Raw genomic sequence first — 24,228 nt, forward strand, 5'->3', positions numbered from 1 at the left:
ACGCGCCTCCCTCTGGACATTGGACGCTCAGCCGCGGCGCCGGAGCCTGCTGCCTCCACCGGCAAGGCCTGCCGCCACCGTGACCGACCTCAGTATCCCATATCGATCCGCCGTCGTGTGCTGGTCGGTACCGGCTGGCCGGATTCGTCGCACGGACCGGTGGTGTTACGTGCCTAGATACAGCAGGTCGGAAGGACCTGTATCGACACAGTGGACGCGAAGATGACCTAGGTGGGTCATCTTCGCGTCCTTACTTGTCGCGATGGCACGCCACTAGCTACGGTGCGCTGCTATGACCCTGTTGAGGTCGAGTGTGCGTGCGCTACGCAGGGTGGTCATAGCCGCTGGTGCCGCGCTGCTGGCTTTGGCGCTGTTCACGCCGCCCGCGTCGAGCGTGGTGCCGGAGCCGGCCACGCCGTGCGCGACCGAACCAGCCACCGATCCGCTGCGTTACGTCATCGTCTTCGACGAGGGCACCGCTGAACGGCAGGCCCGCCGCGAGATCACCAAGGAATGCGGCACACCGATCGAGTACTACCCGAGGATCGCGGTTGCCGTCGCGACTTCGGCCGCACCGGACTTCGGCCAGCGCATCGGCCTCGACAGGGCGTTCAGCGCGCAGGCGGCGCGACGCGCGAACCTCGGTAACGGCGGACGTCAGCAACAGCGACCAGCACGGGACGGACACGAGACGACCGACCGCAGCGGTGAGCAGTGGGACATGCGGATGATCAATGCCCACCGAGCGAGGCAAGCCGGGATACGGGGCGATCGCGACGTCGTGGTCGGTGTACTCGATTCGGGCGTCGACGCCAGTCACCCTGACCTCGCCGACGCCGTTGACCCCCGGCTGTCGGCGAACTGCCTCACCGGCACCCCCGACACGCGCCCTCGTGCGTGGCGACCGACGGCCTCACCGCACGGTACGCACGTCGCTGGCGTGATCGCGGCGGCGGACGACGGTATCGGCACCACCGGTGTCGCCCCAGGGACCACACTCGCCTCCATCAAGGTGATCGGCGAACACGGCTACGCCGACCCTGAGTCGGCGGTGTGTGGCTACATGTGGGCCGCCCGCCACGACATGCGCATCACCAATTCGAGTTACTTCATCGACCCGTGGTCGCTGCCTTGCACGAACCGAGAGGGCCTCGATGTCGCGAGGGAAGCCATCGGCAGGGCCATCGACCACGCGACCAAGCGCGGCACCACCCATGTCGCGGCGGCCACCAACGACGCGGCGAATCTCACCCCGGCCGTCGGCGCCGAGGCGGGCTGCGAAGCGCTGCCCGCCAGCATCCGCCCGGTGATCACGGTGTCGGCGACCGGCGAGGACCGGCTCAAGTCCGGCTACAGCTCCTACGGCCTCGGCGTGATCTCGGTGGCCGCGCCCGGCGGCAGCGGTGACCGGTGTGTGCTGTCGACCGCACCGGGCGGTTACCGCGAGCTGTGCGGCACGTCCATGGCGGCCCCGCACGTGTCAGGAGTGTTGGCACTGATCGCCGCCGAACACCCGGACGCGAGCCCCGAGCGGCTGCGGCAGCGGCTCACCGCGAACACTCAGCCACTGCCGTGCCCTGACGACTACGACCTGACCGGCGACGGCACTCAAGACGCCTACTGCACCGGCTACCGCGCCTACAACGGCTTCTACGGTCACGGCATGGTCGACGCGGTCGCCGCCCTCGGCCTCTCCGACGTCTCAACCGATTCCCGGAACTGACGCTAGCCGAGCAGCAACGCCCCGATCCGCCGTGACGTCGCCGCGCCGCCGACCGCCGCCAGCCCCGCGAGCACCCCGACGTGTCCGATCATGCTCGGATCAAGCACGCCCGCCGCGAGACCGCGCATCAGCTCGACGCCGTGGAACAGCGGTGAGACCTGCACCAGCCACCGTACCGACTCCGGGTACACCGACACCGGGTAGAAGGTGGCCGAGAACAGGAACAACGGCATCACCACCAGCCGGATGTAGTCGAACTGCGATGGCGAGCGCAGGAACGTCGACAGCGCCATGCCAAGAGAGGCGAAGGCGAACGAGATCAGCAGCGCGGCGGGCACGAGCAACACCGCGAACGGCGAGCTCAGCAGCCCCATCGCCGCCATCACCATGACGAACGCCACCGAGTACACCCCGCCTCTGATGACCGCCCAGCTGATCTCACCGAGCGCGATGTCGACCGGCCCGAGCGGCGTCACCAGCATCGCGTCGTAGACCTTGGCGTAGCGGAGCTTGAAGAACACCGGATACGTCGTCTCGAAGATCGCACCGTTCATGGCCGAGGCCGCGAGCAGCGCGGGCGCGACGAACGCGACATAGTCCACCAGTTGCCCGCCCGGTCCGACGACCTTGCCGACCAACGCGCCGAACCCGATCTGGAAGGCGAGGAGATACACCACAGGCTCGGCGAAGCCGGACACAACGATGATCCAGTTCTGAGAGTGCACCCGCATCGAGCGCTCGACCACGGAGCCCGGCCCCTGGGTGTAGCGGCCGAACGGCAACATCCGCAGAGCAAGGCCGGGCCCGCGCCGCGTCGCGGTGTCCGTCGCGGAGTCCATCGTGCGCATGTCAGACCACCAGCCTGCGGTAGAACAGCTTCCTCGCGAGCGCGATGCCCGCGACGAGCAGGGCAGCGAGGAACGAACCGTGTCCGGCGAGCGCGAGTGGTTCGGCATCACCGAGCGCCGCGGCGCGGGCGATCTCGTTGCCATGCCACAGCGGCGAGAGCCACGCCAGCCACCGCAACTCGATGGGGATTTGGGAGATCGGGAAGAACGTCGCGGAGAACAGCATCATCGGCACCATGACGAATCGGAACATCACGACGAATCGACGTCCCTCGTCATAGGTGGCCGCCGCGAGCGCCATCACGGGCGCGGCACAAGCCAGCCCGGTCACCACACCGACGCCGACCACGAGCACCGCTCCGGGCCGCAACCACGCGCCGAACGCCAGCGCGACCAAGCCGTAGACGACGCCAGACACTCCCAACCGGATCGCGAGCCAGAGCAGCTGGCCACCAAGCAGCTGGCCGGGCGTGATGGGCGTCGAGGTAACCGCGATGTAGTCCTTCTGCCACTTGAACCCGGACAGCACCGGGAAGCTGGCCTCTCCCATACCGCTCATCGCCGCGCCCGCGACCAGCAGCGCGGGCGCGACGTAATGCAGGTATTCGAACCCACCGGTCGCCGCGCCCGCCTCGACCTGCGAGCCGAACCCGAGACCCATCGCGGCGAGGAACAGCAGCGGCTCGACGCCCGATGAGTAGAGGCTGGAGCGCCAGTAACGGCGGTACCAGGCCCAATGCCCCTCGACACGCAGCCACATCGCCCGCCAGGCGGGCACGACGGTCCCAGTCGAACGCCGCACCGGCGGGACCGACGTCGGTGCGGGGCCCGGTTCAGTCGACAAGGCTGCGTCCCGTCAACCGCAGGAAGACGTCCTCCAGCGTGCTGCGCCGAATCAGCGTGGACACCGGGCGCACCCCGCGCGCGTGCGCCGCCTCCAGCGCGGCCTCGCCATCGTCGGCATACAGGAGCAGCCGGTCGGGCAACACCTCGTGCCGCCCCGCGAGGTCGGCGACGTGGTTTATCTGGCCGTCCTGCTCACCGGGCGCGAAGCGGAGTTCCAGCACCTCGCGGGTGGAGAACCGCGCGATCAGCTCCGACGGCGAGCCCTCAGCGACGATCTGCCCGCCGTCCATGACCACGAGCCGGTCGCACAGCTGCTCGGCCTCGTGCATGTCGTGGGTGGTGATGATCTGCGTCACACCCTGCTGCTTGAGCTGGTACAGCCTGCCCCACAGCAGGTGCCGCGCCTGCGGATCGAGTCCGGTCGTCGGCTCGTCGAGCAGCAGCACTTCGGGGTCGTTGACCATGGACCGGGCGATGGTCAGCCGCCGCTTCATACCGCCGGACAGCGGCTCGACCTGGTCGTCCGCGCGGTCCGACAGCTCGGCGAACTCCATCAGCTCGACCGCCTTGGCTCGAACGTGCGCGCGGGAGAGTCCGAAGTAGCGGCCGTAGACCTGCAGGTTCTGCCGAACGGTGAGTTCGACGTCGAGGTTGTCCAGCTGCGGCACGACGCCGATGCGTGCTCTGATCCGAGGGCCGTCGGTTTCCGGGTCCATGCCCAGTACCCGCAGTTCGCCGTCCGAGCGGGGCGAGACGCAGGCGATCATCCGCATGGTCGACGATTTGCCAGCGCCGTTGGGTCCAAGGAACCCGAACGACTCGCCCCGCCTTACCTCGACGTCTATACCCGCGACCGCCGCGACGCCACCGAACCGCTTGACCAGCGCCTTGCCTGACACCATCAAATGCGGCTCGCGCTCGTCGTCCTCCCCTTCTTTCGCCATACACCCACCCTGCACTCTCGAGTTCACTAGAGGTCAACCGCGACGGGTCGCGTCGGGCCGACGTCTCCTCCACGAGCCTACGAGCGGGCACCGACATGGTGCGAACAGTTTTCTTGTTTCAGGGTGGGTGCTGGTGCGGTGAATGACGCTGTCACCGCGTCTGGCGCGGCGACAGCGTCATTCACCCGCATGTCGACGCTGTCAGCTCAGGTTGGGAAACCAGAGCTTGATCTCGCGCTCGGCGGACTCCGGCGAGTCCGAGCCGTGCACGATGTTGTTCTGTACCTCGAGGGCGTAGTCACCCCGGATGCTGCCGGTGGCTGCCTTGATCGGGTCGGTCGCACCGGCGAGCTGCCGGAAGCCCTCGATGGCCCTCGGCCCCTCGACAACGGCCGCGACGACCGGGCCGGATGTGATGAACTCGAGCAGTTCGCCGAAGAACGGCTTGTCCTTGTGCTCGGCGTAGTGCTCCTCAGCGATGTCGTTGGCGACGGTGCGCAGTTCGAGCGCGACCAGCGAGAGGCCCTTGTTCTCGATCCGCGAGATGACCTCACCGATGAGGCCCTTGCTGACACCGTCCGGCTTCACCAAGACGAGCGTGCGCTCACTCACGACTATCCATTCCCCTTCGATTTCGCACCGCGCCAACGCAGACAGGTCGGCAGCGGGTTTTCAGTCCGGATTACCCGCGCAGCTTACGACGCGGGTCACACCGCACGTCACAGCGGGCACTCTCGAGGAGGCCGCTCAGGACGTCTGCTGGCTGGGCAGCGTGCCAGCCGCCATCCGCTTGGCGACGTCGTGCCGTAGCCAGAACAGGTACAGCCATACCCCGAGGAACAGCACCCCGATGACACCGATCGCCACCAGCGACACGAAGAACCCGATCAGCACGAGCTGCAGGCCGAGTATCACCAGGCGGATCCAGTCGAACCGCAGCAGCCCGCACGCCGCAAGGTGCGCGACGGCGACCGCGATGGTCAACCAGCCTTGCGCGCTGGTCACGCCACCACCAAGCTGCGCGACAACCGGTACCGCGAGCCCGACAGTGATCGCCTCCATGATGAGCGCACCCGCCATGATGCCCCGGAACGACTTCAGCGGGTCCTTCGGCGGTGGCCCTTGCTCGGCTTCGGTCTCCTGCTGCTCGGCAGCGCCATCGGCACTGTCGCTCATGCGGGCTCCTTTCCGAACAGCGAGCGCGCCTGGCCCGCCGTAACCACCGAACCAGTGATCAGCACCCCGCCGCCGGACAGCGGCTCCTCGACGTCGCCGCCTTGCTCAACCAGCGCGACCGCCGTCTCCACCGCCTCGTCCAGTCGCGGCTCGACGTGCACCCGCTCCTCGCCGAAAACCGACCTGGCCAGCTCGGCCAGCTCGGCGGGCTCCATCGAGCGCGGCGAGTTGTTCCTGGTCACGACGACGTCGTTCACCACGGGCTCGAGACCTTCGAGAATGCCGCGCGCGTCCTTGTCGGTCATGACGCCGACGACGGCGGCGAGCCTGCGGAACGCGAACTCGGCCTCGACGGTCTCCGCCAGCGCCCGCGCGCCAGCCGGGTTGTGGGCGGAGTCGAGCAACACGGTGGGCGCGGAACGCACGCGCTCAAGACGTCCCGGCATCTCGACGTCGGCGAACGCCTCCCGCACCGCCTCAATGACGAGCTGCTTGTCCTTGCCAGCGCCGAAGAACGCCTCGACGGCGGCGAGTGCGAGCGCGGCGTTCGCCGCCTGATGGGCGCCATGCAGCGGCAGGAAGATGTCGTCGTAGACGCCACCCAGCCCCTGAAGCTTCAGCCGTTGCCCGCCGACGGCGACCTCGCGCTCCAACACCCCGAACTCCTGACCAGCGCGGGCGACAGCCGCGTCAACCTCGACGGCGCGCTCCAGGATCACCGGCATGACGTCGGGGTGCTGCTCCGCGATGACGGCGACGCTGCCCGGCTTGATGACGCCCGCCTTCTCGGCGGCGATGGCCGCGAGGTTGTCGCCGAGGTAGTCGGCGTGGTCCATGCTGACCGGGGCGATCGCGGCGACCTGTGCATCGGCGACGTTGGTGGCGTCCCAACTGCCGCCCATGCCGACCTCAAGCACGGCGGCCTCGACCGGCGCGTCGGCGAACGCCGCCAACGCCATCCCGGTGAGCACCTCGAACTTCGTCATCAGGGGGCCGTCGTCACCGGTCGCACGGTCGACCATGCCGACGAACGGCGCGATGTCACGGTAGGTGTCGACGTAGGTAGACGCCGGGATCGGCGACCCATCCACGGCGATGCGCTCGGTCACCAATTGCAGGTGCGGGCTGGTGTAGCGGCCGGTACGCAAACCCATCCGCGTCAGCAGCGCGTCGATCATTCGCGCGGTCGAGCCCTTGCCGTTGGTGCCCGCGACGTGCAGCACCGGATACGTCGTATGCGGATCGCCAACCAGGTGCAGCAGCGTGGTGATGCGGTCCAGCGACGGCGCGATCTTGGTCTCGCCCCAGCGCTGGTCCAGCTCAGCCTCGACCTCGCGCAGCTCGGCCAGCGCCTTGGCCTCGAGCACCGGGTCCGGCTCGATCGGCTCATCGGTGTCCGGCTTGGCGTCGGTCTCGTCCTCGTCATCCGGTAGCGGGCCGACGACGGCGTTGTCACCCGTCGTGAGCTCGACGGGATAGTCCGGGTCCCGCTCGAAGTCGTCCAGTTCGCCCAGCTCAGCCAGCTCGGGGTACTCGTCGTCTCGCGCCACGCACTCACTCCCAATACACGCTACGGCGAGTCTACGAGCGGGGGTGACGGCTGCGGTGTGCGGGCTGGGCGGGTGCCGTGAAGGGCATCTTACCGGCGTCTGGTGCCAGTAAGATGCCCTTCACGGCACCTCACGGCAGTAACCCCGCGTGACGGGCCGCGGCCAGCGTCTCCACCCGGTTCCGCGCGCCGAGTTTGCGCATGGTGTTGCGCAGGTGCGTCTTGACGGTGGTGGGCAGGATGCACAGCCGCTCGGCGATCTCCGCGTTGGTGTACCCGGCCGCGAGCTGAGTGAGGACGTCGGATTCCCGCTGCGAAAGGTGAACCGAGGCGCGGGTCGTCCCGCCATCGGGGCGGGTGCCGGAGACACGCTGGCTTAGGGCGTGCAGTCGGTCGCGCAGCACGGCGTCCTGCGAGGCGGCGGCGATCGCGATGATCTCGGCGTTCAACTCGGCCAGTTCGGACTGGCTCAGCGCGCCGCGCTCGGCTTCTGGCTGCTCGTCGGCGATGCGACGCAGCCTGCGCTGCACCTCGTCCTCGACCTCGATGTCGTGTGCCAGCTTGCGCGCGATCATCGTCGCGGTGGCGACGGTGCGGTCACCGAACGTCATCTCGCCGCGCGTCGCACCGTAGATCATCGCTCGTGTCTCGCCGCGCACGATGATCGGCAGCGCGATGGCGCTACGTACGCGATCAGCGAGGGCGGCGCGGTCGAACTGGTGGGTGATGGACGGTGACGACACGTAGTCGTCCACCGACACGGGGCGCCGGTGCTGCATGGCGACCCCGCCGAGCCCGATGCCAGGGCGGATCACGATGCCGCGAAACAGTTCGCAGCGCAGGTTGTACAACTCGCTGAGCACGAGCCTGCTCCCCGCCTGGGTGACAAGGCCACCCAGCCCCATTGACAGGCCGTCGAGCTGCGACAGGTCACGCAACGTGCGGCGCAGATGTCCGGTGATGGCATCCGTCGCACTCACATCCGTCGTCATCGTCGACCTCCACGGCGTTAAGGTGCCTGGATAATCGGACCTACCCATGAGTAGGTCAATGGGACTCGCCCGCACGCGCTGTCAGAGCGCCAGCAAGCCCATTACCAGCACCTCATCCAGTCACCCACTCGCCTCATCCCTTTGGATGAGGCGTTAACCACACTAGGTGCTTTCCTGTGGCACAACGCACACGCTGAGCAGTCAATAACGAATATGTCGCAGATCTTGGCGATGACCGTTCTGTCAACAATGCTCAGTGCGTTGTGAATTAGGCCATACTAGCGCGGAAGCGGAGGTTGAATGCTCGCCGTACGCAACCTCGAAGTCGTCTACAACGACGTCATTCTGGTTCTGCGGGGGGTGAGCCTCGATGTGCCCGACGGAAAGATCGTCGCCCTGCTCGGGGCGAACGGAGCAGGCAAGACGACGTTACTGCGGGCGATCTCGGGACTTCTCGATGTGCACGACGGGGAGATCACCAAGGGCTCGGTCACGCTCGACGGTGAACCCATCCACCGGCACAACCCCGCCAAGATCGTCCGGCTGGGCGTCAAGCAGGTGTTGGAAGGCAGACGGATCTTCGCCGAGCTGAGCGTCGACGAGAACCTGCGGACCGGTGCGCACACCAACGGCAGGCACACGAAGGAGAACCTGGACCGGGTCTACTCGCTGTTCCCGGTGCTCAAAGAGCGTCACAAGGGCACGGCGGGGTACTTGTCCGGGGGCGAACAGCAGATGCTCGCGATGGGGCGGGCGCTGATGTCCAATCCGCGATACCTGCTGCTCGACGAGCCGAGCCTTGGCCTCGCGCCGCTGCTGGTGCAGCAGATCCGCGACCTCATCGTCGAGATCAACAAGCAGGGCACGACGGTGCTGCTTGTCGAGCAGAACGCCACCATGGCGCTCTCGGTCGCCGAGCACGGCTACGTGATGGAGACCGGCAAGATCGTCATGGACAAGCCAGCCAAGGAGCTGCTTGACGACTCCGACATCCGCGAGTTCTACCTCGGTCTGGGCGCGGAGGGCGCAAGCAAGTCGTTCCGCGACGTCAAGCATTACAAGCGCAGGAAGCGGTGGCTGTCATGACCGCGCAACTCGCCACGGAGCCCACGACCACCCCCACCGCGCCGATCCTGACCTTCACCGGCGTGACGCTTTCGTTCGCGGGTGTGACCGCGGTCGACGACGTCTCGTTCGAGGTCGGGCAGCGCGAACTGTTCGCCATCATCGGCCCGAACGGCGCGGGGAAGACGTCGATCTTCAACGTGCTGTCCGGGGTGTACCGGCCGGATCGCGGCAGCGTGACGTTCAACGGCACCGACATCATCGGCGCGAAACCACACCGGATCGCCGGGATGGGCATGGCGCGGACGTTCCAGAACATCGAACTGTTCTCCAACCTCACCGTGCTGGACAACCTGATGCTCGGCCGCCACAACCACATCTCCTACGGCGCGCTGTCGGCGTTCGCCTGGCTGGGCCGCGCACGCAAGGCGGAACTGGCGCACCGGGCCGCCGTCGAGGACATCGTCGACTTTCTCGAACTGGAGCAGTGGCGGATGCTGCCGGTCGGGTTGCTGCCTTACGGCGTGCAGAAGCGCGTCGAGCTGGGCAGAGCGCTCGCGATGCGACCCAAGCTGCTGCTGCTCGATGAGCCCGTCGCGGGCATGAACCAGGAAGAGACCGAGGACATGGCCCGGTTCATCCTCGACATTCGCGATGAGCTGGACATTCCCATGATCATGGTCGAGCACGACATGGGCCTGGTCATGGACCTGGCCGATCGGATCATGGCCGTCGACTTCGGCAAGCAGATAGCCACCGGCACGCCCGCAGAGGTGCAGAACCACCCCGACGTCATCCACGCCTATCTCGGGGAGGACTGATGACCAGAACGATCGTCACCAGAATCCGCGACCGGGCACAGCACACGCCGGACACGATCGCGATGCGGGAGAAGGACTTCGGCATCTGGCAGGAGGTGACCTGGGCGCAGTATTGGGACACCGTCGTCACCGCGGGGCACGCCCTCATCGCGCTCGGCATCGAGCCGGGCGACCGGGTCGCGATTCACTCGGAGAACCGCCGCGAATGGCTGTATTCGGACATGGCGACCGTCGCGGTGCGCGCGATGACGGTGGGCCTCTACCCCACCAACCCGGCGCCCGAGGTCGCGTACCTGCTCTCGCACTCGGGCACCAAGATCCTCATCGCCGAGGACCAGGAACAGGTCGACAAGGCATTGGAAGTCCTTGACGAGCTGCCGGACCTGGAGCACATCGTCTACCTGGAGCCACGAGGCATCCAGCGCCGCTACGACAACCCAAAGCTGCTGTTCTGGGACGATTTCCTCGCGCTCGGTGAGCGGCACCGGTCGGAGCACCCTGGCGCGGTCGAGGACCGCATGGCAGCGACCAAGCCCGACGACGTCATGACGCTGATCTACACGTCGGGCACCACAGGGCCGCCGAAGGGTGCGATGCTCACGGTGTCCAATGTGGAGTTCTGCGTCAGGGAGCTGATCGAGGAGGGCGGGTTCACCTCTCCCCCGCCGAGCGAGAACGACATCATGTTGTCCTACCTGCCGCTGTGTCACGTGGCCGAGCGAATCTTCACCACGTGGTTCAACGCGGCGTCCGGCGTGCAGGTGAACTTCGCCGAGTCGATCGCGACAGTGCAGGCGAACCTGGCGGAGATCCAGCCGACCATCCTGTTCGGAGTGCCTCGCATCTGGGAGAAGGTGCTGGCCAGTGTCAACATCAAGCTGGCATCGGCATCGCCGCTGAAACGGCTGTTCGCGCGGTTCTGGCTGAAGGTGGCCGACGGCATCGGCGACACCATGGTGCGTAATGGTGGCAACCACACGATCAGCACCCGATTGCGCTATGCGCTCGGCTGGGTGTTCTTCTACCGCGCCCTGCGGGACCGCATCGGAATGCGCAAGGTGCGCTACGCCGCGTCAGGCGCCGCGCCGATCGCACCAGAGGTGCTGAAGTTCTTCATGGGCATCGGGGTGCCGATGCACGAGGTGTACGGCATGACCGAGAACACCGCCATCGCCACCGGCAACATGCCGGGCAGGGTGAAACTCGGCACCGTCGGTGAGCCGCACTCCGGTGTGGAGCTGCGCATCGACGAACAAACCGGCGAGATCCTGACGCGTCACCCCGGGGTGTTCGCCGGCTACTGGCGGAATCCCGACGCGACGGCGAAGACGATCGACTCCGACGGCTGGCTGCACACCGGAGACGTCGGTGAGTGGGTCGACGGCACGCACATCAAGATCGTCGACCGGATGAAGGACATCATCATCACCGCGGGCGGCAAGAACATCTCGCCGTCGGAGATCGAGAACGCGCTCAAGGCGTCCGAGTTCATCAAAGAAGCGATCGTGCTCGGGGACGGACGCAACTACCTGACGGCGCTCATCGGCATCGAGCTGGAGACGGTCGGTGACTGGGCGCAGCGCAACAAGATTCCCTACACGACCTACCGCGACCTGTCCGAACGCGAGGAGGTGACCGAGCTGGTGCAGGGCATCGTCGACCAGGTCAACCGGCGCTTCGCCCAGGTCGAGACCATCAAGAAGTTCCGCATGCTGCCGAAGGAGCTCGATCACGAGGATGGCGAGCTGACCGCCACGCAGAAGGTCAAGCGCGCGGCCATGGCCGAACGCTTCAGCGACCTGGTCGAGTCGATGTACTCCGACGAGAAGGCGGGTGCGGCGTGAAGGAACTCATCTCCAGCACGCTCGCCGGGCTGGGCCAGGGCTCGATCTACGCGCTGCTCGCGCTGGGATTCGTGATCATCTACAAGTCGATGCGAGTGATCAGCTTCGCGCAGCCCGCGCTGATGCTGGCCGGGGCGGTACTGGTCAGCTACCTGGTCGGCCCGTTCGGCTTCATCCTCGCGGTGATCCTTGGCGTGGTGGGAATCGCGCTTCTCGGGCTGGGCCTTGAGCGCACGGTCATCCGGCCGATGGTCGGCAAGCCGGTGTTCGTCGTCGCGATCATCACCCTCGGCATCGATATCGCGCTGCGCGTGGTGATCAACGGCTTCATCGGCACCGACGTAAGGCAGGTCGGCGACCCGTGGGGCTTCAGCAGGGTCTCGTTCCTCGGTGTGACGGTGCAGGAGCGCTACATCGCGATGTTCCTGACCACCGCCGTCGTGATCACCATCTTGTTCGCGTTCTTCAAGTACACCCGGCTCGGGCTGGCGACACGAGCGGCGTCGTTCGACCAGGAGACGGCGCTGGCGCAGGGCATCTCGGTGAGCACGGTGTTCGCGATGGCATGGGCCATCGCGGGTGGCCTCGCCGCCATCGCGGGCACCTTCGTGGCCACGGGCGTCGGCGTCGACCAGCAACTGTGGATCATCGCGCTCAAGGCGTTGCCCGCGATCATCCTCGGCGGGCTCGACTCGCTCGGTGGCGCGGTCGTCGGTGGGCTGACGATCGGCGTCGTCGAGTCACTCGTCGCCACCTATCAGAGTGATTTCGCACCCTGGCTCGGTGACAACTTCTCGGTGGTGTCGCCATACGTGGTCATGCTGCTGGTGCTGTTGGTCAAACCGTACGGACTCTTCGGCACCAAGGAGGTGGAGCGGGTATGAGCGCACCAACGGCAACACCACCCCAGCGCCCCGCAGGACGCAAGCCCCGGCAATTGTCCGGCAGACCAGGGCTCTACACCTCCTACGCGCAGCACCTACGACTGCTCAACACGCGGCCGAAGCTCGTCGCGGTGGGAGCGATCTTGCTGCTCGCGTTCGCGATGCCCTGGCTAGCGCAGGACCGCACGCTGAGTCTGCTCGCGCTGGCCTGCGCCGCGTCGATCGGTGCGATCGGGCTCAACATCGTCACCGGCTACGCGGGTCAAGTCTCGCTCGGCCACGCGTTCTTCCTGGCCATCGGTGCCTACACCGCGGCGGTGCTTTCCGGTGACACCGATGGCCGCACGATCGGCTTCGGCGTCACCAACGTGGTGATCTGGCTGCTCGCGGCGGGACTAGTGGCGGGACTGTTCGGTGTGCTGGTCGCCCCACTGGCAACCCGACTGCGCGGGCTCTATCTCGCCATCGTGACGCTCGGGCTCGTCTTCATCGGCGAGCACGTGTTCAAGGAGTGGCGCGACCTGACCGGTGGTGCCGGGGTCGGCAGGCCGGGACCGGTACCGGAGTTGTTCGGCGTCAACCTCGCGTCCTCCGGCGACGTCTTCACCTCGGACCAGAAGCTGTACCTGCTGATGCTGGTCTGCCTCGTCGTGTTCGGAGTGCTCGCGCGAAACCTGGCACGCTCCAAGGTCGGCAGGGCGTTCGCCGCGATCCGCGATCGTGACATCGCCGCGTCGGTGATCGGGGTGAACCTGACCCGGTACAAGGTAGTCGCGTTCGCGGTGTCGTCGTTCTACGCGGGCGTCGCTGGTGCGCTCGTCTACACGATCACCGGGTTCATCGAGCCCACGTCGTTCAACCTGCTGCTGTCGGTGCAGTACATCGCGATGGTGCTCATCGGTGGGGTCGCCACGATCTCCGGCTCGATCATGGGCGCGTTCTTCATCACGTTGCTGCCCGCGCTGACCAGGGAGTCGCCAACGATCTTGCCGTTCATCTCGAGCGACGCCAGCGCGCCGCTCAACGTGTTCCAGGTCGAGACGGTGCTCTACGGCCTGTTGATCATCGGGTTCCTGATCTTCGAACCACGCGGCTTGTTCGGGATCTGGACCCGCATCCGCAACTACTGGAAGGCCTGGCCCTTCTCCTACTGACCCGGCCCCTACGGATCGCCCTACGAAAGGATCGAATCATGGCCAAGTGGCAACACAGGCGGACCGCGTTCACCGCGGCACTGTTCGCCGTCGCTCTCGTCGCGACCGCGTGTCGCGGCGGCGGCGACACGGGCGGCGGAGGTGGCGAGGGTGAGGTCGCCCTCGGCACCGGCGTGACCCAGGAGGCCTGCCCGGACACACCGAACCAAGACAACGGCTGCATCTACCTGGGCATCATCTCCGACCTCACTTCCGGCCCGTTCGCCGCGCTCGCGGTGCCCATCACCGACGCGCAGAAGGCGTTCTGGGAGCGGGTCAACGAGAACGGCGGCATCCAGGCCGGTGACCAGGCCTTCGACGTCGACGTCACCAGCTACGTCAAGGACAACAAGTACAACCCCGAGGTCCACCGGCAGGTCTATCAGGAGATCGAGGGCGAGGTGCTTGGCCTGGCCCAGACGCTGGGCTCGCCCACCACGGCCGCGATCATCAACGACCTCAAGCAGAACAATGTCGTCTCCGCGCCCGCGTCGTGGACGTCGGCGTGGGAGTTCGAGGACGTCATCCTCGAGTCCGGCACCAACTACTGCTTCGAGTCGATGAACTCGGTCGACTACGCGGTCGAGGAGTTCGGCGCGGAGTCGGTCATGGCGGTGCACTACCCAGGCGACTACGGCGAGGACGCCGCTGGCGGCGCCGAGGTGGCCGCTGAGGCGCAAGGCCTCGACTTCACCGCGATCGAGACCGGTCAGGGACCAGAGAACCAGGCGGGCGCGATCAAGGCGGTCGTCAGCCAAAAGCCGGACCTGGTGATCGTGACGACCGGCCCGACCGACGCCGCGGCCATTGTCGGTGAGTCGGCGGCCAAGGGCTTCGAGGGCAAGTTCATCGGGACCAGCCCGACGTGGAACCCGGCCCTGCTCAAGAGCCCGGCTGCTGACGCGTTCAAGGCGCTGTACCTCCAGTCCGGCCCGTGGGGTCCGTTCGGCGCGGACACCCCAGGTCACGAGGCCATGCGGGAGGCGCTCGGTGACGTCGAGCCGAGCGACGGCTACACCGCTGGCTGGGCCTGGTCCTACCCGATGAAGGCCGCGCTTGAGGCCGCCGCCGAGAACGGCGACCTGACGCGTGAGGGCCTCCTTGAAGCGGTGACGTCGCTGACCACCGTCGATTACGAGGGCATGCTGCCCGAGGATGCCGGCAACTACGCCGACGAGCCGAACGAGGCGGTGTTCCGGCAGAGCGTGATGAGCGAGGTCGACGAGGACGCCCCGACCGGCGTCTCCGTGGCGAGGGACCTCTACACCGGTCCGAGCGCCGAAGGCTACGAGTTCACGGAGCCCTGCTTCTAAGCCGCACTCGGGGAGGGTGCTGATGCCATGAAGGGCATCTTGCTGGCGTCTAGCGCCAGTAAGATGCCCTTCATGGCGCTGCGACCTACGCGCTCGGCAGCGACGCCAGCCGCGCCGAGATGCGCTCGATATCGGACTCCGCGGCCTGCTTGCGGCCGCGGATCTTCTCGACGACGTCGGCGGGCGCCTTCGCCACGAACGACGGGTTCGCCAGCTTCTTCTCCGTCTGCTCCAATTCCTTGCGCGCCGCCGCGAGGTCCTTGTCCAGCCGCTTGCGCTCAGCGGCGACGTCGATCGCACCAGAGAGGTCCAACTCGACGTGCGCGGTGCCGGTGGCAAGGCCGACCTCGAACGACGCGCTGCCGGAGAAGTCGTCGCCCGACTCGGTCAGCTTCGCCAAGGTCCGCACCGACGACTCGTGCCCAGCGATGCCATCGAAACCAGCACCGGACAACCGCGCCGCGACCTTCTGCCCCGGCTTGAGGCCCTGGTCGGAACGGAACCGGCGGATCTCGGTGACCAGTTTCTGCACGTCGGCGATCCGCGCGGCGGCACAGGTGTCCTGCTCACCGCCGATCGCCGCGGGCCAGTCCGCGATCACCAGCGACTCCCCGCCGGTCAACGACGTCCACAGCTTCTCGGTCACGAACGGCAGCACCGGGTGCAGCAGCCGCAGCACCGTGTCGAGCACGTGGCCGAGCACCGCGCGGGTGGAATCGGCCCGCGCGCCGCCCTCGGCGATCTGCACCTTGGCCAGTTCGAGGTACCAGTCGCAGAACTCGTCCCAGATGAAGTGGTAAAGCGCGTCGCACAGCTTGGCGAACTGGAAGCCGTCGAACAGCGTGTCCACATCGGACACGAGTTGGTCAGTGAGGTCCAGGATCCAGCGGTCGGCGTCGGTCAACGACTCACGCGCGGGCAGTTCGACCGCCGTGGTCGCGCCGTTCATCAGCGCGAACCGGCTCGCGTTGAACAGCTTCGTGCAGAAGTTCCGCGACCCAGCGGCCCACTCCTCCGCGATCGCCATGTCGCTACCCGGGTTGGCGCCACGCGCCAAGGTGAACCGGGTGGCATCGGCGCCGAAGCGGTCCAGCCAGTCAAGCGGGTCGATGACGTTGCCGCGCGACTTCGACATCTTCTTGCCGGTCGCGTCGCGGATGAGGCCGTGCAGGAAGACGTCGTTAAAGGGCTGCTTGCCGTCCATCGCGTACAGCCCGAACATCATCATCCTGGCGACCCAGAAGAACAGGATGTCGTAGCCGGTGACCAGCACGCTGGTCGGATAGAACGCGCGTAGATCGGCGGTGTCGTCCGGCCAGCCGAGCGTGGAGAACGGCCAGAGCCCCGACGAGAACCAGGTGTCGAGGACGTCGGCGTCCTGCGTCCAGCCTTCGCCGGTTGGCGGCTCCTCGTCGGGGCCGACGCAAACCTTCTCCCCGTTCGGGCCGTACCAGACCGGGATGCGGTGGCCCCACCAGAGTTGCCGCGAGATGCACCAGTCGTGCATGTCGTCGACCCAGTCGAAGTAGCGCTTGGCTAGCTCGGGCGGGTGGATCGTGGTGCGGCCGTCGCGCACCGCGTCGCCAGCGGCCTTCGCGAGTGGCGCCACCCGCACCCACCACTGCAACGACAGCCGGGGCTCGACCACGGTGTCGCAGCGGGAGCAGTGCCCGACCGAGTGAACGTACGGGCGCTTCTCCGCGACGATGCGGCCCTGCTCGCGCAGCGCGGCGATCACTGCGGGGCGCGCCTCGAACCGGTCCAGTCCCTCGAACGAGCCGTGTGCGGTGACGACGCCGGTCTCGTCCATGATCGTCAGCATGGGCAGGTCGTGACGCTTGCCGATCTCGAAGTCGTTCGGGTCGTGCGCTGGGGTCACCTTCACCGCGCCGGAACCGAACTCCGGGTCGACGTGCTCGTCCGCGACGATCGGGATGCGGCGGCCGGTCAGCGGCAGCTGCACCTCAGTGCCGACGAGGTGTGCGTACCGGGAGTCGTCCGGGTGCACCGCGACGGCGGTGTCACCGAGCATCGTCTCCGCACGGGTGGTGGCGACGACGATGGCGTCGTCCCCGTCGCCGTAGCGGATGGAGACAAGTTCACCGTCGATCTCGTCGTGCTCGACTTCGATGTCGGAGAGTGCGGTGTGGCAGCGCGGGCACCAGTTGATGATGCGCTCTGCCTGGTAGATCAGCCCGTCGTCGTAGAGCCGCTTGAAGATCGTCTGGACCGCGCGGGAGAGCCGGGAGTCCATGGTGAAGCGCTCGCGGCTCCAGTCAACACCGTCGCCGAGGCGGCGCATCTGGCCGAGGATCTTGCCGCCGTACTCTTCCTTCCACTCCCAGACGCGCTCGACGAACTTCTCCCGCCCAAGGTCGTGGCGAGAGACACCTTGCTCGGATAGCTCGCGCTCGACGACATTCTGCGTGGCGATGCCCGCGTGGTCCATGCCGGGCAGCCACAGCGCCTCGTAGCCCTGCATCCTGCGGCGACGCGTGAGCGCGTCCATCAGCGAGTGGTCGAGTGCGTGCCCCATGTGCATCGCGCCGGTGACGTTCGGCGGCGGCAGCACGATGGTGTACGTCGGTTTGCCGCTGTCGGGGTCGGCCGCGAAGTAGCCCGCGTCTACCCAGCGCTGGTACAGCTCGGCCTCGTGATCGGCCGGATTCCAGGCGGTGGGCAGGTCTGTGCTGGGGTTATTCGCGTTCTCCGTCACAGCCGGTAAGTCTACGAACCTGCCAATCGGCGCAGCACAAGGCCCCGCATCACTCCGCTATTCACCCGATAAGGTGCACCGGAGAGAAAAGGGGGAACCATGAATGAACCGGACATGAGTCGCCGTCTGTATTCGAGGTGGAACGCCTCCGGCTTGCGTGCGCGATGGCAGGCACGCCGCACACATGCCAAGCTCCGGCGGAAGTGGGCGACCCCGGAGGCGCGCCGCCGTCGGCGCTATCGCACCACCGTGCGCCTCGCGGCCGTGATCACCGCCCCCATCGCGGTCGTCGCGCTCATCACGTATTGGGACGACGTCCGTGGCATGGCGGGACTCACCGACCAGTCGACGCCCACCGAGGTAACGCGCATACCACCAACGACAACCGTGGCGACCCGTGTGCCCGGCAGCGTCGTCGAGCTACATCAGCCGTTCGTCGGCACGCCCGCCGCGTCATGGAAAGACGGCATCGACGGAATCTCGGTCCCGCGGCCCAAGCCGGTCGGCGACTTCACCAAGAAGCAGGTCGCACGCGCGCTCGCACAGGTCAAGCGCACCATCTCGGCGTCGCTGCTCGACCGCAAGGTGATCGAGGATCATCGCCTCCGGCGGTACCTGGCCACCCTGGCACCCGGCGTGCGCCGTGAACTGCGCGACCGTCTCGACGACCCGGCCATGGCGGCACGCCACGTCACGTTGATCCACAAGGACTACCCGCTGCTGCCCGCATCACCCAAACTCAGCGGCACGTTGCGCGTGCGAGCGGGCAAACCCGGTGAACTGATCATCACAGCGAAGCTCGCCGCTGCCTACGCTTTCGACACCGACCACCCAGACCGGCTGCGCCGGGCGCTCGACATCGTCGCGGTCCGGCGATCGGTGACGACCTACAAGGTCCATACCGGCCCTCGCTGGCAGGAAGCCGCACACGGCGTGAACCTCCACGACATCCGGTACCTCACCTATTCGATGGCCTGCGCGGCGGCACAGGACGGCTATCTTGCTCCGTACTACAGCGACAAACGCTGGCACGGTGACGGGCCGGACCACCCCGACGAGTACTACTTCGACACTTCCGAGTCAGTGGATATCGACGAGAGCTGCGACCAGTAACTGATCACCCGCGCAACAGCTCGGCGAGCACGGCGGCGTGCGAGTGGTCGACGTCCTTGGTGGCGGTGAGCAGCGTGAGGTCGTCCCGAGCGTAGTCTCGCAGACGTCGCAGGGCCTCGGCACGCTCGCCGAACTCCAGTTCGGTGAGATACCGCTGGCGGAACTCGGCGAACCGCTCCGGGCGGTGGCCGAACCAGCTCCGCAGGTCTTTCGATGGTGCGATGTCGCGGAGCCATTCCGTGTAGTCCAGCACGTCCTTGCGAACGCCGCGTGGCCACATGCCGTCGATCAGCACCCGTGCGCCGTCATCGGCTCCCGGTTCGTCGTAGACGCGGCGTATTCGGACGGTCACGGCTCAGCTCGTCCCCGTGATCACCGTCGGCACAATCACCGCGGCCATCACGGCCGTGGTCAGCTCCTCGACGGCCTTCTTGGTAGCCGTCGACGCCCAGTTGCCTTCGGCGATCTGCTCCGCACGCCGCTTGGCGTCCTTGCGCTCATGCTTCTCGACGACCTCCCCCACGCCGTCGACGGCCGAGAGTAGCGCGATCAACGGCGCGGTGCGTTCGTCCGGCTCCGCACCGTCGACGAGCACCGAGCGCAACCGCTCGCGCAGCGCGAGCTCGTGGCTGGAGTCCTGCGCGGGCCACCGCGTCGTCGGGAAGATGCCGAGGACCTTGCCCTTCTCTTCCCGAAGGATGCCGCGCTCGGCAAGCGTCGTCAGCACCCGATCGGCCAGGCCGGAGCTCAGGCTCGGCACCGCGTCTTTCGGCTTCTTGCCCTCGTACTTGGCGGCCTTGTCGAGCCAGTCGTCGAGGACGGCGTGCCCGGTCGGACTGCCGTCTACGACGGTGAGCTTGCCGTTCTCGGTGATGTCGAGCCTGTCGCGTTCGGCCAGCTCGATCAACACCGCGCCCGCCAGCGCGTAGTCGAGGTTCTCCACCCCAGACTTGCGCCCCGTATCGTCGTCATAGGACAGCAGTAAGAGATCCTCTGCGAGCAGCATGGTCCCAGGCTAGGCCGATGCCGGGGCGCTCGCAGGCGGTTCATGGAAACGGAGGAATCGCCCAGGTGGGTCGCATCACCGTACGGACGCCCGTGCTCACCCTGCGCGCGGATGGCACCAGGCGCAGACAGGACACACTCGCTGCCGAGGAACCGCTCGAACTGCGCGTCGATGGCAGTGCGCTGACCGTCACGATGCGCACGCCGGGCAGCGACGTCGAGCTGGCACATGGCTTCCTGCTGACCGAAGGCGTCATCGGTGCGCGGGAAGACGTCTCGACCGCGCGATACTGCGACGGAGTGGACGAGGCGGGACGCAATACCTACAACGTGCTGAACGTGACGCTCGCACCAGGCGTCGAGCCACCTGACACCGGGGTGGAGCGCAACTTCTACACGACGTCGTCCTGCGGCGTGTGTGGGAAGGCCGCGCTGGACGCGGTACGGCTGACCTCGCGGTTCGATGTCGGTACCGAGTTCGCGGTGACGCCGGAGGTACTGGGTGGGCTGCCGGACGCGCTACGGGCGCGACAGCGGGTGTTCCAGGCGACCGGTGGGCTACACGCGGCGGCACTTTTCGACGCGTCCGGGGAGCTGCTGGTCGTACGCGAAGACGTCGGCAGACACAACGCGGTCGACAAGGCGATCGGCTGGGCGGTGATGTCCGAACGGGTCCCGCTGCATGACGCGGGGCTGCTGGTGTCAGGGCGAGCGTCGTTCGAGCTGGTGCAAAAGGCCGCGATGGCGGGCATCCCGATGCTGGCGGCGATCTCCGCGCCGTCGTCGCTCGCGGTGGAGCTCGCGGCGGAACGGGACATGAGCCTGGTCGGCTTCTTGCGCGGCAGCGAGATGAACGTTTACACCGGGGAGAAGCGGATCGACCTGGAGTAGGCCCGCGCCTGCCACGTGCCCCGTTCGGTTGATGCCCGCGATGTCCGCCCTGCTGGCGGTGGGCGTGATCGACTTCTCGACGTACCGTGGCAAGCAAGGAGCTGCCATGGGCGATGGTCGGATTAGCAGACGGACGATGCTCACGGCGGGCGCGACCGGGCTCGCGCTCACCGGCGGCGGCCTGGTGTCCTTGTTGCGTTCCTCCGGCGGTGGCGGCGCGTCTCCTGGCAGTTACCTGAGCTTGCGCGGCATCGAGCGAGTGCGCTCGCGGGCACGGAACCGTGACGTCGATCTGGTCACCATGCTGCCCCGCAAAGAGGTCCCCATTGGTTTACCAGTGTGTCTCGTGCTGCACGGGCTGGGTGGCGACGCCGTCGGCACGCACAAGTACGGCTTCGACGCACGACTGGTGCGTGAGGTGGCGCTGGGTACGACCCCACCGTTCGCACTGGTCGCCGTCGACGGTGGGGACAACTACTGGAACCAGGTGCGACCGGGCGACGATCCGATGGCGATGCTGCTCGACGAGCTTCCTGTGTGGCTGCGTGAGCGCGGCCTCGCGGACCGACCGTTCGCGTGCGCCGGGGTATCGATGGGTGGGTTCGGCGCGTTGTACTACGCCCGAATGCGCGCGGAGCGGCACCAGCCCCTGCGGGCGACGGCGGTGGCGTCTCCCGCGCTGATCACGTCATGGGCGGTGATGCGCACCCGGCGAATCTTCCCGTCTCGCGAGGCATGGGAAGCGTTGGATCCACTGCGTCACCCGCACGCGATAGGCAACAGCGCACTCGGCGTGTGGTGCGGGGAGGATGACCCGTTCGTCACGGGCACTCGGCGGTTCATCAGCATGACTCAACCGAAAGTGGCTTACATCGGCCCCGGCGGGCATACGGCCGACTTCGTCGAAGGCGTCGCGGACGACGTCGTGCGGTTTCTTGGGCAGCACGCGACCTAGTGATGGCCCGGCTCACTGAGCGTGGAACACAACGTCGTGAGCGGGGGACACGGCGCGCAGCGCCGCGTGACCACTAAGCGGACTTCTCGCCGCGCTCGGTTTGGGCCCTGCGGCGGGACGGACGACGAGACACGATCGTCGGGTTCACGTTCTCCCGCACGGTCTGCTCGGTGATGACGACCTTGGCGACATCCTCGCGGCTCGGGATGTCGTACATGACCTGCTGCAGGACCTCTTCCATGATCGCCCGCAACCCACGGGCACCTGTCCCCCGCAGCACCGATTGGTCGGCGATGGCTTCCAGCGCCGTCTTAGTGAACTCCAACTCGACGCCGTCCAGCTCGAACAGCTTCTTGTACTGCTTGACCAGTGCATTGCGCGGTTCGGTGAGGATGCGAACCAACGAGTGCTTGTCGAGATTGGTCACGCTGGCCACGACCGGAAGCCTGCCGATGAACTCCGGGATCAAGCCGAACTTGATCAGATCCTCCGGCATGGTCTCGCCGAAGATGTCGCTTTCCTCGATCTCCGTCCGGGTGCGGATCTCCGCGCCGAAGCCGAGACCGCGCTTGCCGATCCGCTCGTTGATGATCTTCTCAAGGCCCGCGAACGCGCCTGCGACGATGAACAGCACGTTCGTGGTGTCGATCTGGATGAACTCCTGGTGCGGATGCTTACGCCCACCCTGCGGCGGCACCGAGGCCGTGGTGCCTTCCAGGATCTTCAGTAGCGCCTGCTGCACGCCCTCGCCCGAGACGTCCCGCGTTATGGACGGGTTCTCACTCTTGCGCGCTATCTTGTCGACCTCGTCGATGTAGATGATGCCGGTCTCGGCACGCTTGACGTCGTAGTCGGCGGCTTGGATGAGCTTGAGCAGGATGTTCTCGACGTCCTCACCAACGTAGCCAGCCTCGGTGAGCGCGGTGGCGTCCGCGATGGCGAACGGGACGTTGAGCAGCTTGGCCAGGGTCTGCGCGAGGTAGGTCTTGCCGCACCCGGTCGGACCGAGCATCAAGATGTTCGACTTGGCGATGTCGACCGGCTCGTCCTTCGGTTCCTTGGGCCCGCCCTTGGCGTCGGACTGGATGCGCTTGTAGTGGTTGTAGACCGCGACCGCGAGGGACCGCTTAGCGTCGTCCTGGCCGATGACGTACTGCTCGAGGAAGTCGTGGATCTCGGCGGGCTTGGGGAGTTCGTCGAGCTTGACGTCGCCAGCTTCGGCGAGCTCCTCCTCGATGATCTCATTGCAGAGGTCAATGCACTCGTCGCAGATGTACACGCCGGGCCCGGCGATGAGCTTTTTCACCTGCTTCTGACTCTTGCCGCAGAAAGAGCACTTCAACAGGTCTCCGCCGTCACCGATTCGCGCCATGGCCGTTGACCTCTGTCCCCTCCGGCGCACCGTGGCCGGTACGCCTGATGCGTGCGTGCTGGTGGGCTTCGCAAGGTGTCCTGCTACTGACGGTACCCGCCAGCTCTGTCCTTGGGGAGGACCAATCGCTGTCAGGACCGCGGTAGCCGACCTTAGTCCCCATCACGGGGTAACGCCCGCAATCGACACGCCCCGTAATGGAGCCGGTATGTTTCGCGGTCAGCGAAGCCCGCCACCGGCGCGCATGTCGGCGGACAACCACCCGACTGGGGGTTGACCTGCCGACATGCGCACCCGAGGACTAGCTGGCCGAGCCCTTGCGGTACGGCAGCACCTCGTCGATGATGCCGTACTCCAAGGCCTGCTCAGCGGTCAGGATCTTGTCGCGCTCGATGTCCTTGCGCACCTCTTCCGGCGTGCGGCCGGTGTGCTTGGACAGCGTCTGCTCCATCTGTGTCCGCACCCGCTGGATCTCGTTGGCCTGGATCTCCAGGTCGGAGACCTGACCGTACGAGCCCTCCATCGCGGGCTGGTGGATCAGCACCCGCGAGTTCGGCAACGCGAACCGCTTGCCCTTGGTACCCGCCGCGAGCAGCACGGCCGCCGCCGACGCCGCCTGACCGAGGCAGTACGTCTGCACGTCGGGCCGGACGAACTGCATCGTGTCGTAGATGGCCATCAACGACGTGAACGAGCCACCGGGCGAGTTGATGTAGATGACGATGTCGCGGTCCGGGTCCTCGTGTTCGAGGTGCAGCAGCTGCGCCATGACGTCGTTGGCCGACGCGTCGTCGACCTGGACGCCGAGGAAGATGACCCGTTCCTCGTACAGCTTGTTGTACGGGTTGGATTCCTTGATCCCGTAGCTAGTGCGCTCGACGTAGCTCGGCAGCACGTACCGCGACTGCGGCAGCTGCTCAGGGTTAACGCCCGACACCGGTGTGGGGGAACTGTGCTGGCTCATGAGGATCTCCTGTG

General features: G+C 66.8%; 22 protein-coding genes. 10 read left to right on the plus strand and 12 right to left on the minus strand.

The window, feature by feature from the left end; genetic code table 11:
* The first annotated feature begins 292 nt into the window (after positions 1 to 292).
* A complete protein-coding gene (locus tag ACFQGD_RS23330; protein WP_345394221.1) occupies positions 293 to 1,723 on the plus strand; it encodes a S8 family peptidase in 1,431 nt (476 codons plus the stop codon).
* A gap of 2 nt (positions 1,724 to 1,725) precedes the next feature.
* Here ACFQGD_RS23330 and ACFQGD_RS23335 read toward each other — a convergent pair whose 3' ends face one another.
* From ACFQGD_RS23335 to ACFQGD_RS23365, 7 genes are all read right to left on the minus strand, one after another.
* Positions 1,726 to 2,571, minus strand: a complete 846-nt coding sequence (locus ACFQGD_RS23335; protein ID WP_390183561.1) for an ABC transporter permease — start codon at positions 2,569 to 2,571, stop codon at positions 1,726 to 1,728.
* 1 nt (position 2,572) lies between these two features.
* Complete coding sequence (locus ACFQGD_RS23340; RefSeq protein ID WP_345394418.1) at positions 2,573 to 3,331, minus strand: ABC transporter permease; 759 nt, start codon at positions 3,329 to 3,331, stop codon at positions 2,573 to 2,575.
* A gap of 73 nt (positions 3,332 to 3,404) precedes the next feature.
* Positions 3,405 to 4,361 carry an ABC transporter ATP-binding protein gene (locus ACFQGD_RS23345; protein ID WP_345394224.1) on the minus strand — a complete coding sequence of 319 codons (957 nt, stop codon included), beginning with the start codon at positions 4,359 to 4,361 and terminating at the stop codon, positions 3,405 to 3,407.
* A 201-nt stretch (positions 4,362 to 4,562) separates the two neighbouring features.
* Positions 4,563 to 4,973 (minus strand): nucleoside-diphosphate kinase, encoded by a 411-nt coding sequence (ndk, locus tag ACFQGD_RS23350; RefSeq protein ID WP_345394227.1) that lies wholly within the window; start codon positions 4,971 to 4,973, stop codon positions 4,563 to 4,565.
* A gap of 135 nt (positions 4,974 to 5,108) precedes the next feature.
* Positions 5,109 to 5,537, minus strand: coding sequence for a DUF4233 domain-containing protein (locus ACFQGD_RS23355; RefSeq protein WP_345394230.1), 429 nt, complete (start codon positions 5,535 to 5,537; stop codon positions 5,109 to 5,111).
* Complete coding sequence (gene folC, locus ACFQGD_RS23360; RefSeq protein WP_345394421.1) at positions 5,534 to 7,042, minus strand: bifunctional tetrahydrofolate synthase/dihydrofolate synthase; 1,509 nt, start codon at positions 7,040 to 7,042, stop codon at positions 5,534 to 5,536. The genes ACFQGD_RS23355 and folC overlap by 4 nt, the downstream gene beginning before the upstream one ends.
* 175 nt (positions 7,043 to 7,217) lie before the next feature.
* Entirely contained in the window at positions 7,218 to 8,078 is an 861-nt protein-coding gene (locus ACFQGD_RS23365; RefSeq protein WP_345394233.1) for a LuxR C-terminal-related transcriptional regulator, read from the minus strand.
* A gap of 300 nt (positions 8,079 to 8,378) precedes the next feature.
* Here ACFQGD_RS23365 and ACFQGD_RS23370 point away from each other — a divergent pair, with 300 nt between their 5' ends.
* From ACFQGD_RS23370 to ACFQGD_RS23395, 6 genes are read left to right on the plus strand one after another with little or no spacing between them, the layout of a single operon-like run.
* Positions 8,379 to 9,164, plus strand: a complete 786-nt coding sequence (locus tag ACFQGD_RS23370) for an ABC transporter ATP-binding protein (protein ID WP_345394236.1) — start codon at positions 8,379 to 8,381, stop codon at positions 9,162 to 9,164.
* Positions 9,161 to 9,964, plus strand: coding sequence for an ABC transporter ATP-binding protein (locus ACFQGD_RS23375; RefSeq protein ID WP_345394239.1), 804 nt, complete (start codon positions 9,161 to 9,163; stop codon positions 9,962 to 9,964). The genes ACFQGD_RS23370 and ACFQGD_RS23375 overlap by 4 nt, the downstream gene beginning before the upstream one ends.
* Complete coding sequence (locus tag ACFQGD_RS23380) at positions 9,964 to 11,808, plus strand: AMP-dependent synthetase/ligase (RefSeq protein ID WP_345394242.1); 1,845 nt, start codon at positions 9,964 to 9,966, stop codon at positions 11,806 to 11,808. The genes ACFQGD_RS23375 and ACFQGD_RS23380 overlap by 1 nt, the downstream gene beginning before the upstream one ends.
* Positions 11,805 to 12,692 carry a branched-chain amino acid ABC transporter permease gene (locus tag ACFQGD_RS23385; RefSeq protein ID WP_345394245.1) on the plus strand — a complete coding sequence of 296 codons (888 nt, stop codon included), beginning with the start codon at positions 11,805 to 11,807 and terminating at the stop codon, positions 12,690 to 12,692. Before ACFQGD_RS23380 ends, ACFQGD_RS23385 begins: the two co-directional genes overlap by 4 nt.
* Positions 12,689 to 13,846, plus strand: a complete 1,158-nt coding sequence (locus ACFQGD_RS23390; RefSeq protein WP_345394248.1) for a branched-chain amino acid ABC transporter permease — start codon at positions 12,689 to 12,691, stop codon at positions 13,844 to 13,846. Before ACFQGD_RS23385 ends, ACFQGD_RS23390 begins: the two co-directional genes overlap by 4 nt.
* 38 nt (positions 13,847 to 13,884) lie before the next feature.
* Entirely contained in the window at positions 13,885 to 15,198 is a 1,314-nt protein-coding gene (locus ACFQGD_RS23395) for an ABC transporter substrate-binding protein (protein ID WP_345394251.1), read from the plus strand.
* A gap of 85 nt (positions 15,199 to 15,283) precedes the next feature.
* Here ACFQGD_RS23395 and ACFQGD_RS23400 read toward each other — a convergent pair whose 3' ends face one another.
* Positions 15,284 to 17,914, minus strand: coding sequence for a valine--tRNA ligase (locus tag ACFQGD_RS23400; protein WP_345394255.1), 2,631 nt, complete (start codon positions 17,912 to 17,914; stop codon positions 15,284 to 15,286).
* Positions 17,915 to 18,028: 114 nt separating this feature from the next.
* Here ACFQGD_RS23400 and ACFQGD_RS23405 point away from each other — a divergent pair, with 114 nt between their 5' ends.
* Positions 18,029 to 19,027, plus strand: coding sequence for a hypothetical protein (locus ACFQGD_RS23405; RefSeq protein ID WP_345394258.1), 999 nt, complete (start codon positions 18,029 to 18,031; stop codon positions 19,025 to 19,027).
* 4 nt (positions 19,028 to 19,031) lie between these two features.
* On the opposite strand, the gene ACFQGD_RS23410 is transcribed toward ACFQGD_RS23405, so the two are convergent.
* Both ACFQGD_RS23410 and ACFQGD_RS23415 read right to left on the minus strand, forming a co-directional pair.
* A complete protein-coding gene (locus ACFQGD_RS23410; RefSeq protein ID WP_345394261.1) occupies positions 19,032 to 19,379 on the minus strand; it encodes a DUF488 domain-containing protein in 348 nt (115 codons plus the stop codon).
* A 3-nt stretch (positions 19,380 to 19,382) separates the two neighbouring features.
* Positions 19,383 to 20,033 carry a GOLPH3/VPS74 family protein gene (locus ACFQGD_RS23415; protein ID WP_345394264.1) on the minus strand — a complete coding sequence of 217 codons (651 nt, stop codon included), beginning with the start codon at positions 20,031 to 20,033 and terminating at the stop codon, positions 19,383 to 19,385.
* Between the two features lie 65 nt (positions 20,034 to 20,098).
* Between ACFQGD_RS23415 and fdhD the strand changes: the two genes are divergently transcribed.
* Together fdhD and ACFQGD_RS23425 are read left to right on the plus strand one after the other, a co-directional pair.
* Positions 20,099 to 20,923: a formate dehydrogenase accessory sulfurtransferase FdhD gene (gene fdhD / locus ACFQGD_RS23420; RefSeq protein WP_345394267.1), complete on the plus strand. Its 825-nt coding sequence runs from the start codon at positions 20,099 to 20,101 to the stop codon at positions 20,921 to 20,923.
* A gap of 31 nt (positions 20,924 to 20,954) precedes the next feature.
* Entirely contained in the window at positions 20,955 to 21,878 is a 924-nt protein-coding gene (locus ACFQGD_RS23425) for an alpha/beta hydrolase (RefSeq protein ID WP_345394270.1), read from the plus strand.
* Positions 21,879 to 21,951: 73 nt separating this feature from the next.
* Here ACFQGD_RS23425 and clpX read toward each other — a convergent pair whose 3' ends face one another.
* Positions 21,952 to 23,250, minus strand: a complete 1,299-nt coding sequence (clpX, locus tag ACFQGD_RS23430; protein WP_345394273.1) for an ATP-dependent Clp protease ATP-binding subunit ClpX — start codon at positions 23,248 to 23,250, stop codon at positions 21,952 to 21,954.
* Between the two features lie 301 nt (positions 23,251 to 23,551).
* Positions 23,552 to 24,214 carry an ATP-dependent Clp protease proteolytic subunit gene (locus ACFQGD_RS23435; RefSeq protein WP_345394276.1) on the minus strand — a complete coding sequence of 221 codons (663 nt, stop codon included), beginning with the start codon at positions 24,212 to 24,214 and terminating at the stop codon, positions 23,552 to 23,554.
* Positions 24,215 to 24,228 lie beyond the last annotated feature (14 nt).

This window comes from Haloechinothrix salitolerans, from assembly GCF_042662605.1.
GTDB lineage: Bacteria > Actinomycetota > Actinomycetes > Mycobacteriales > Pseudonocardiaceae > Haloechinothrix_A > Haloechinothrix_A salitolerans.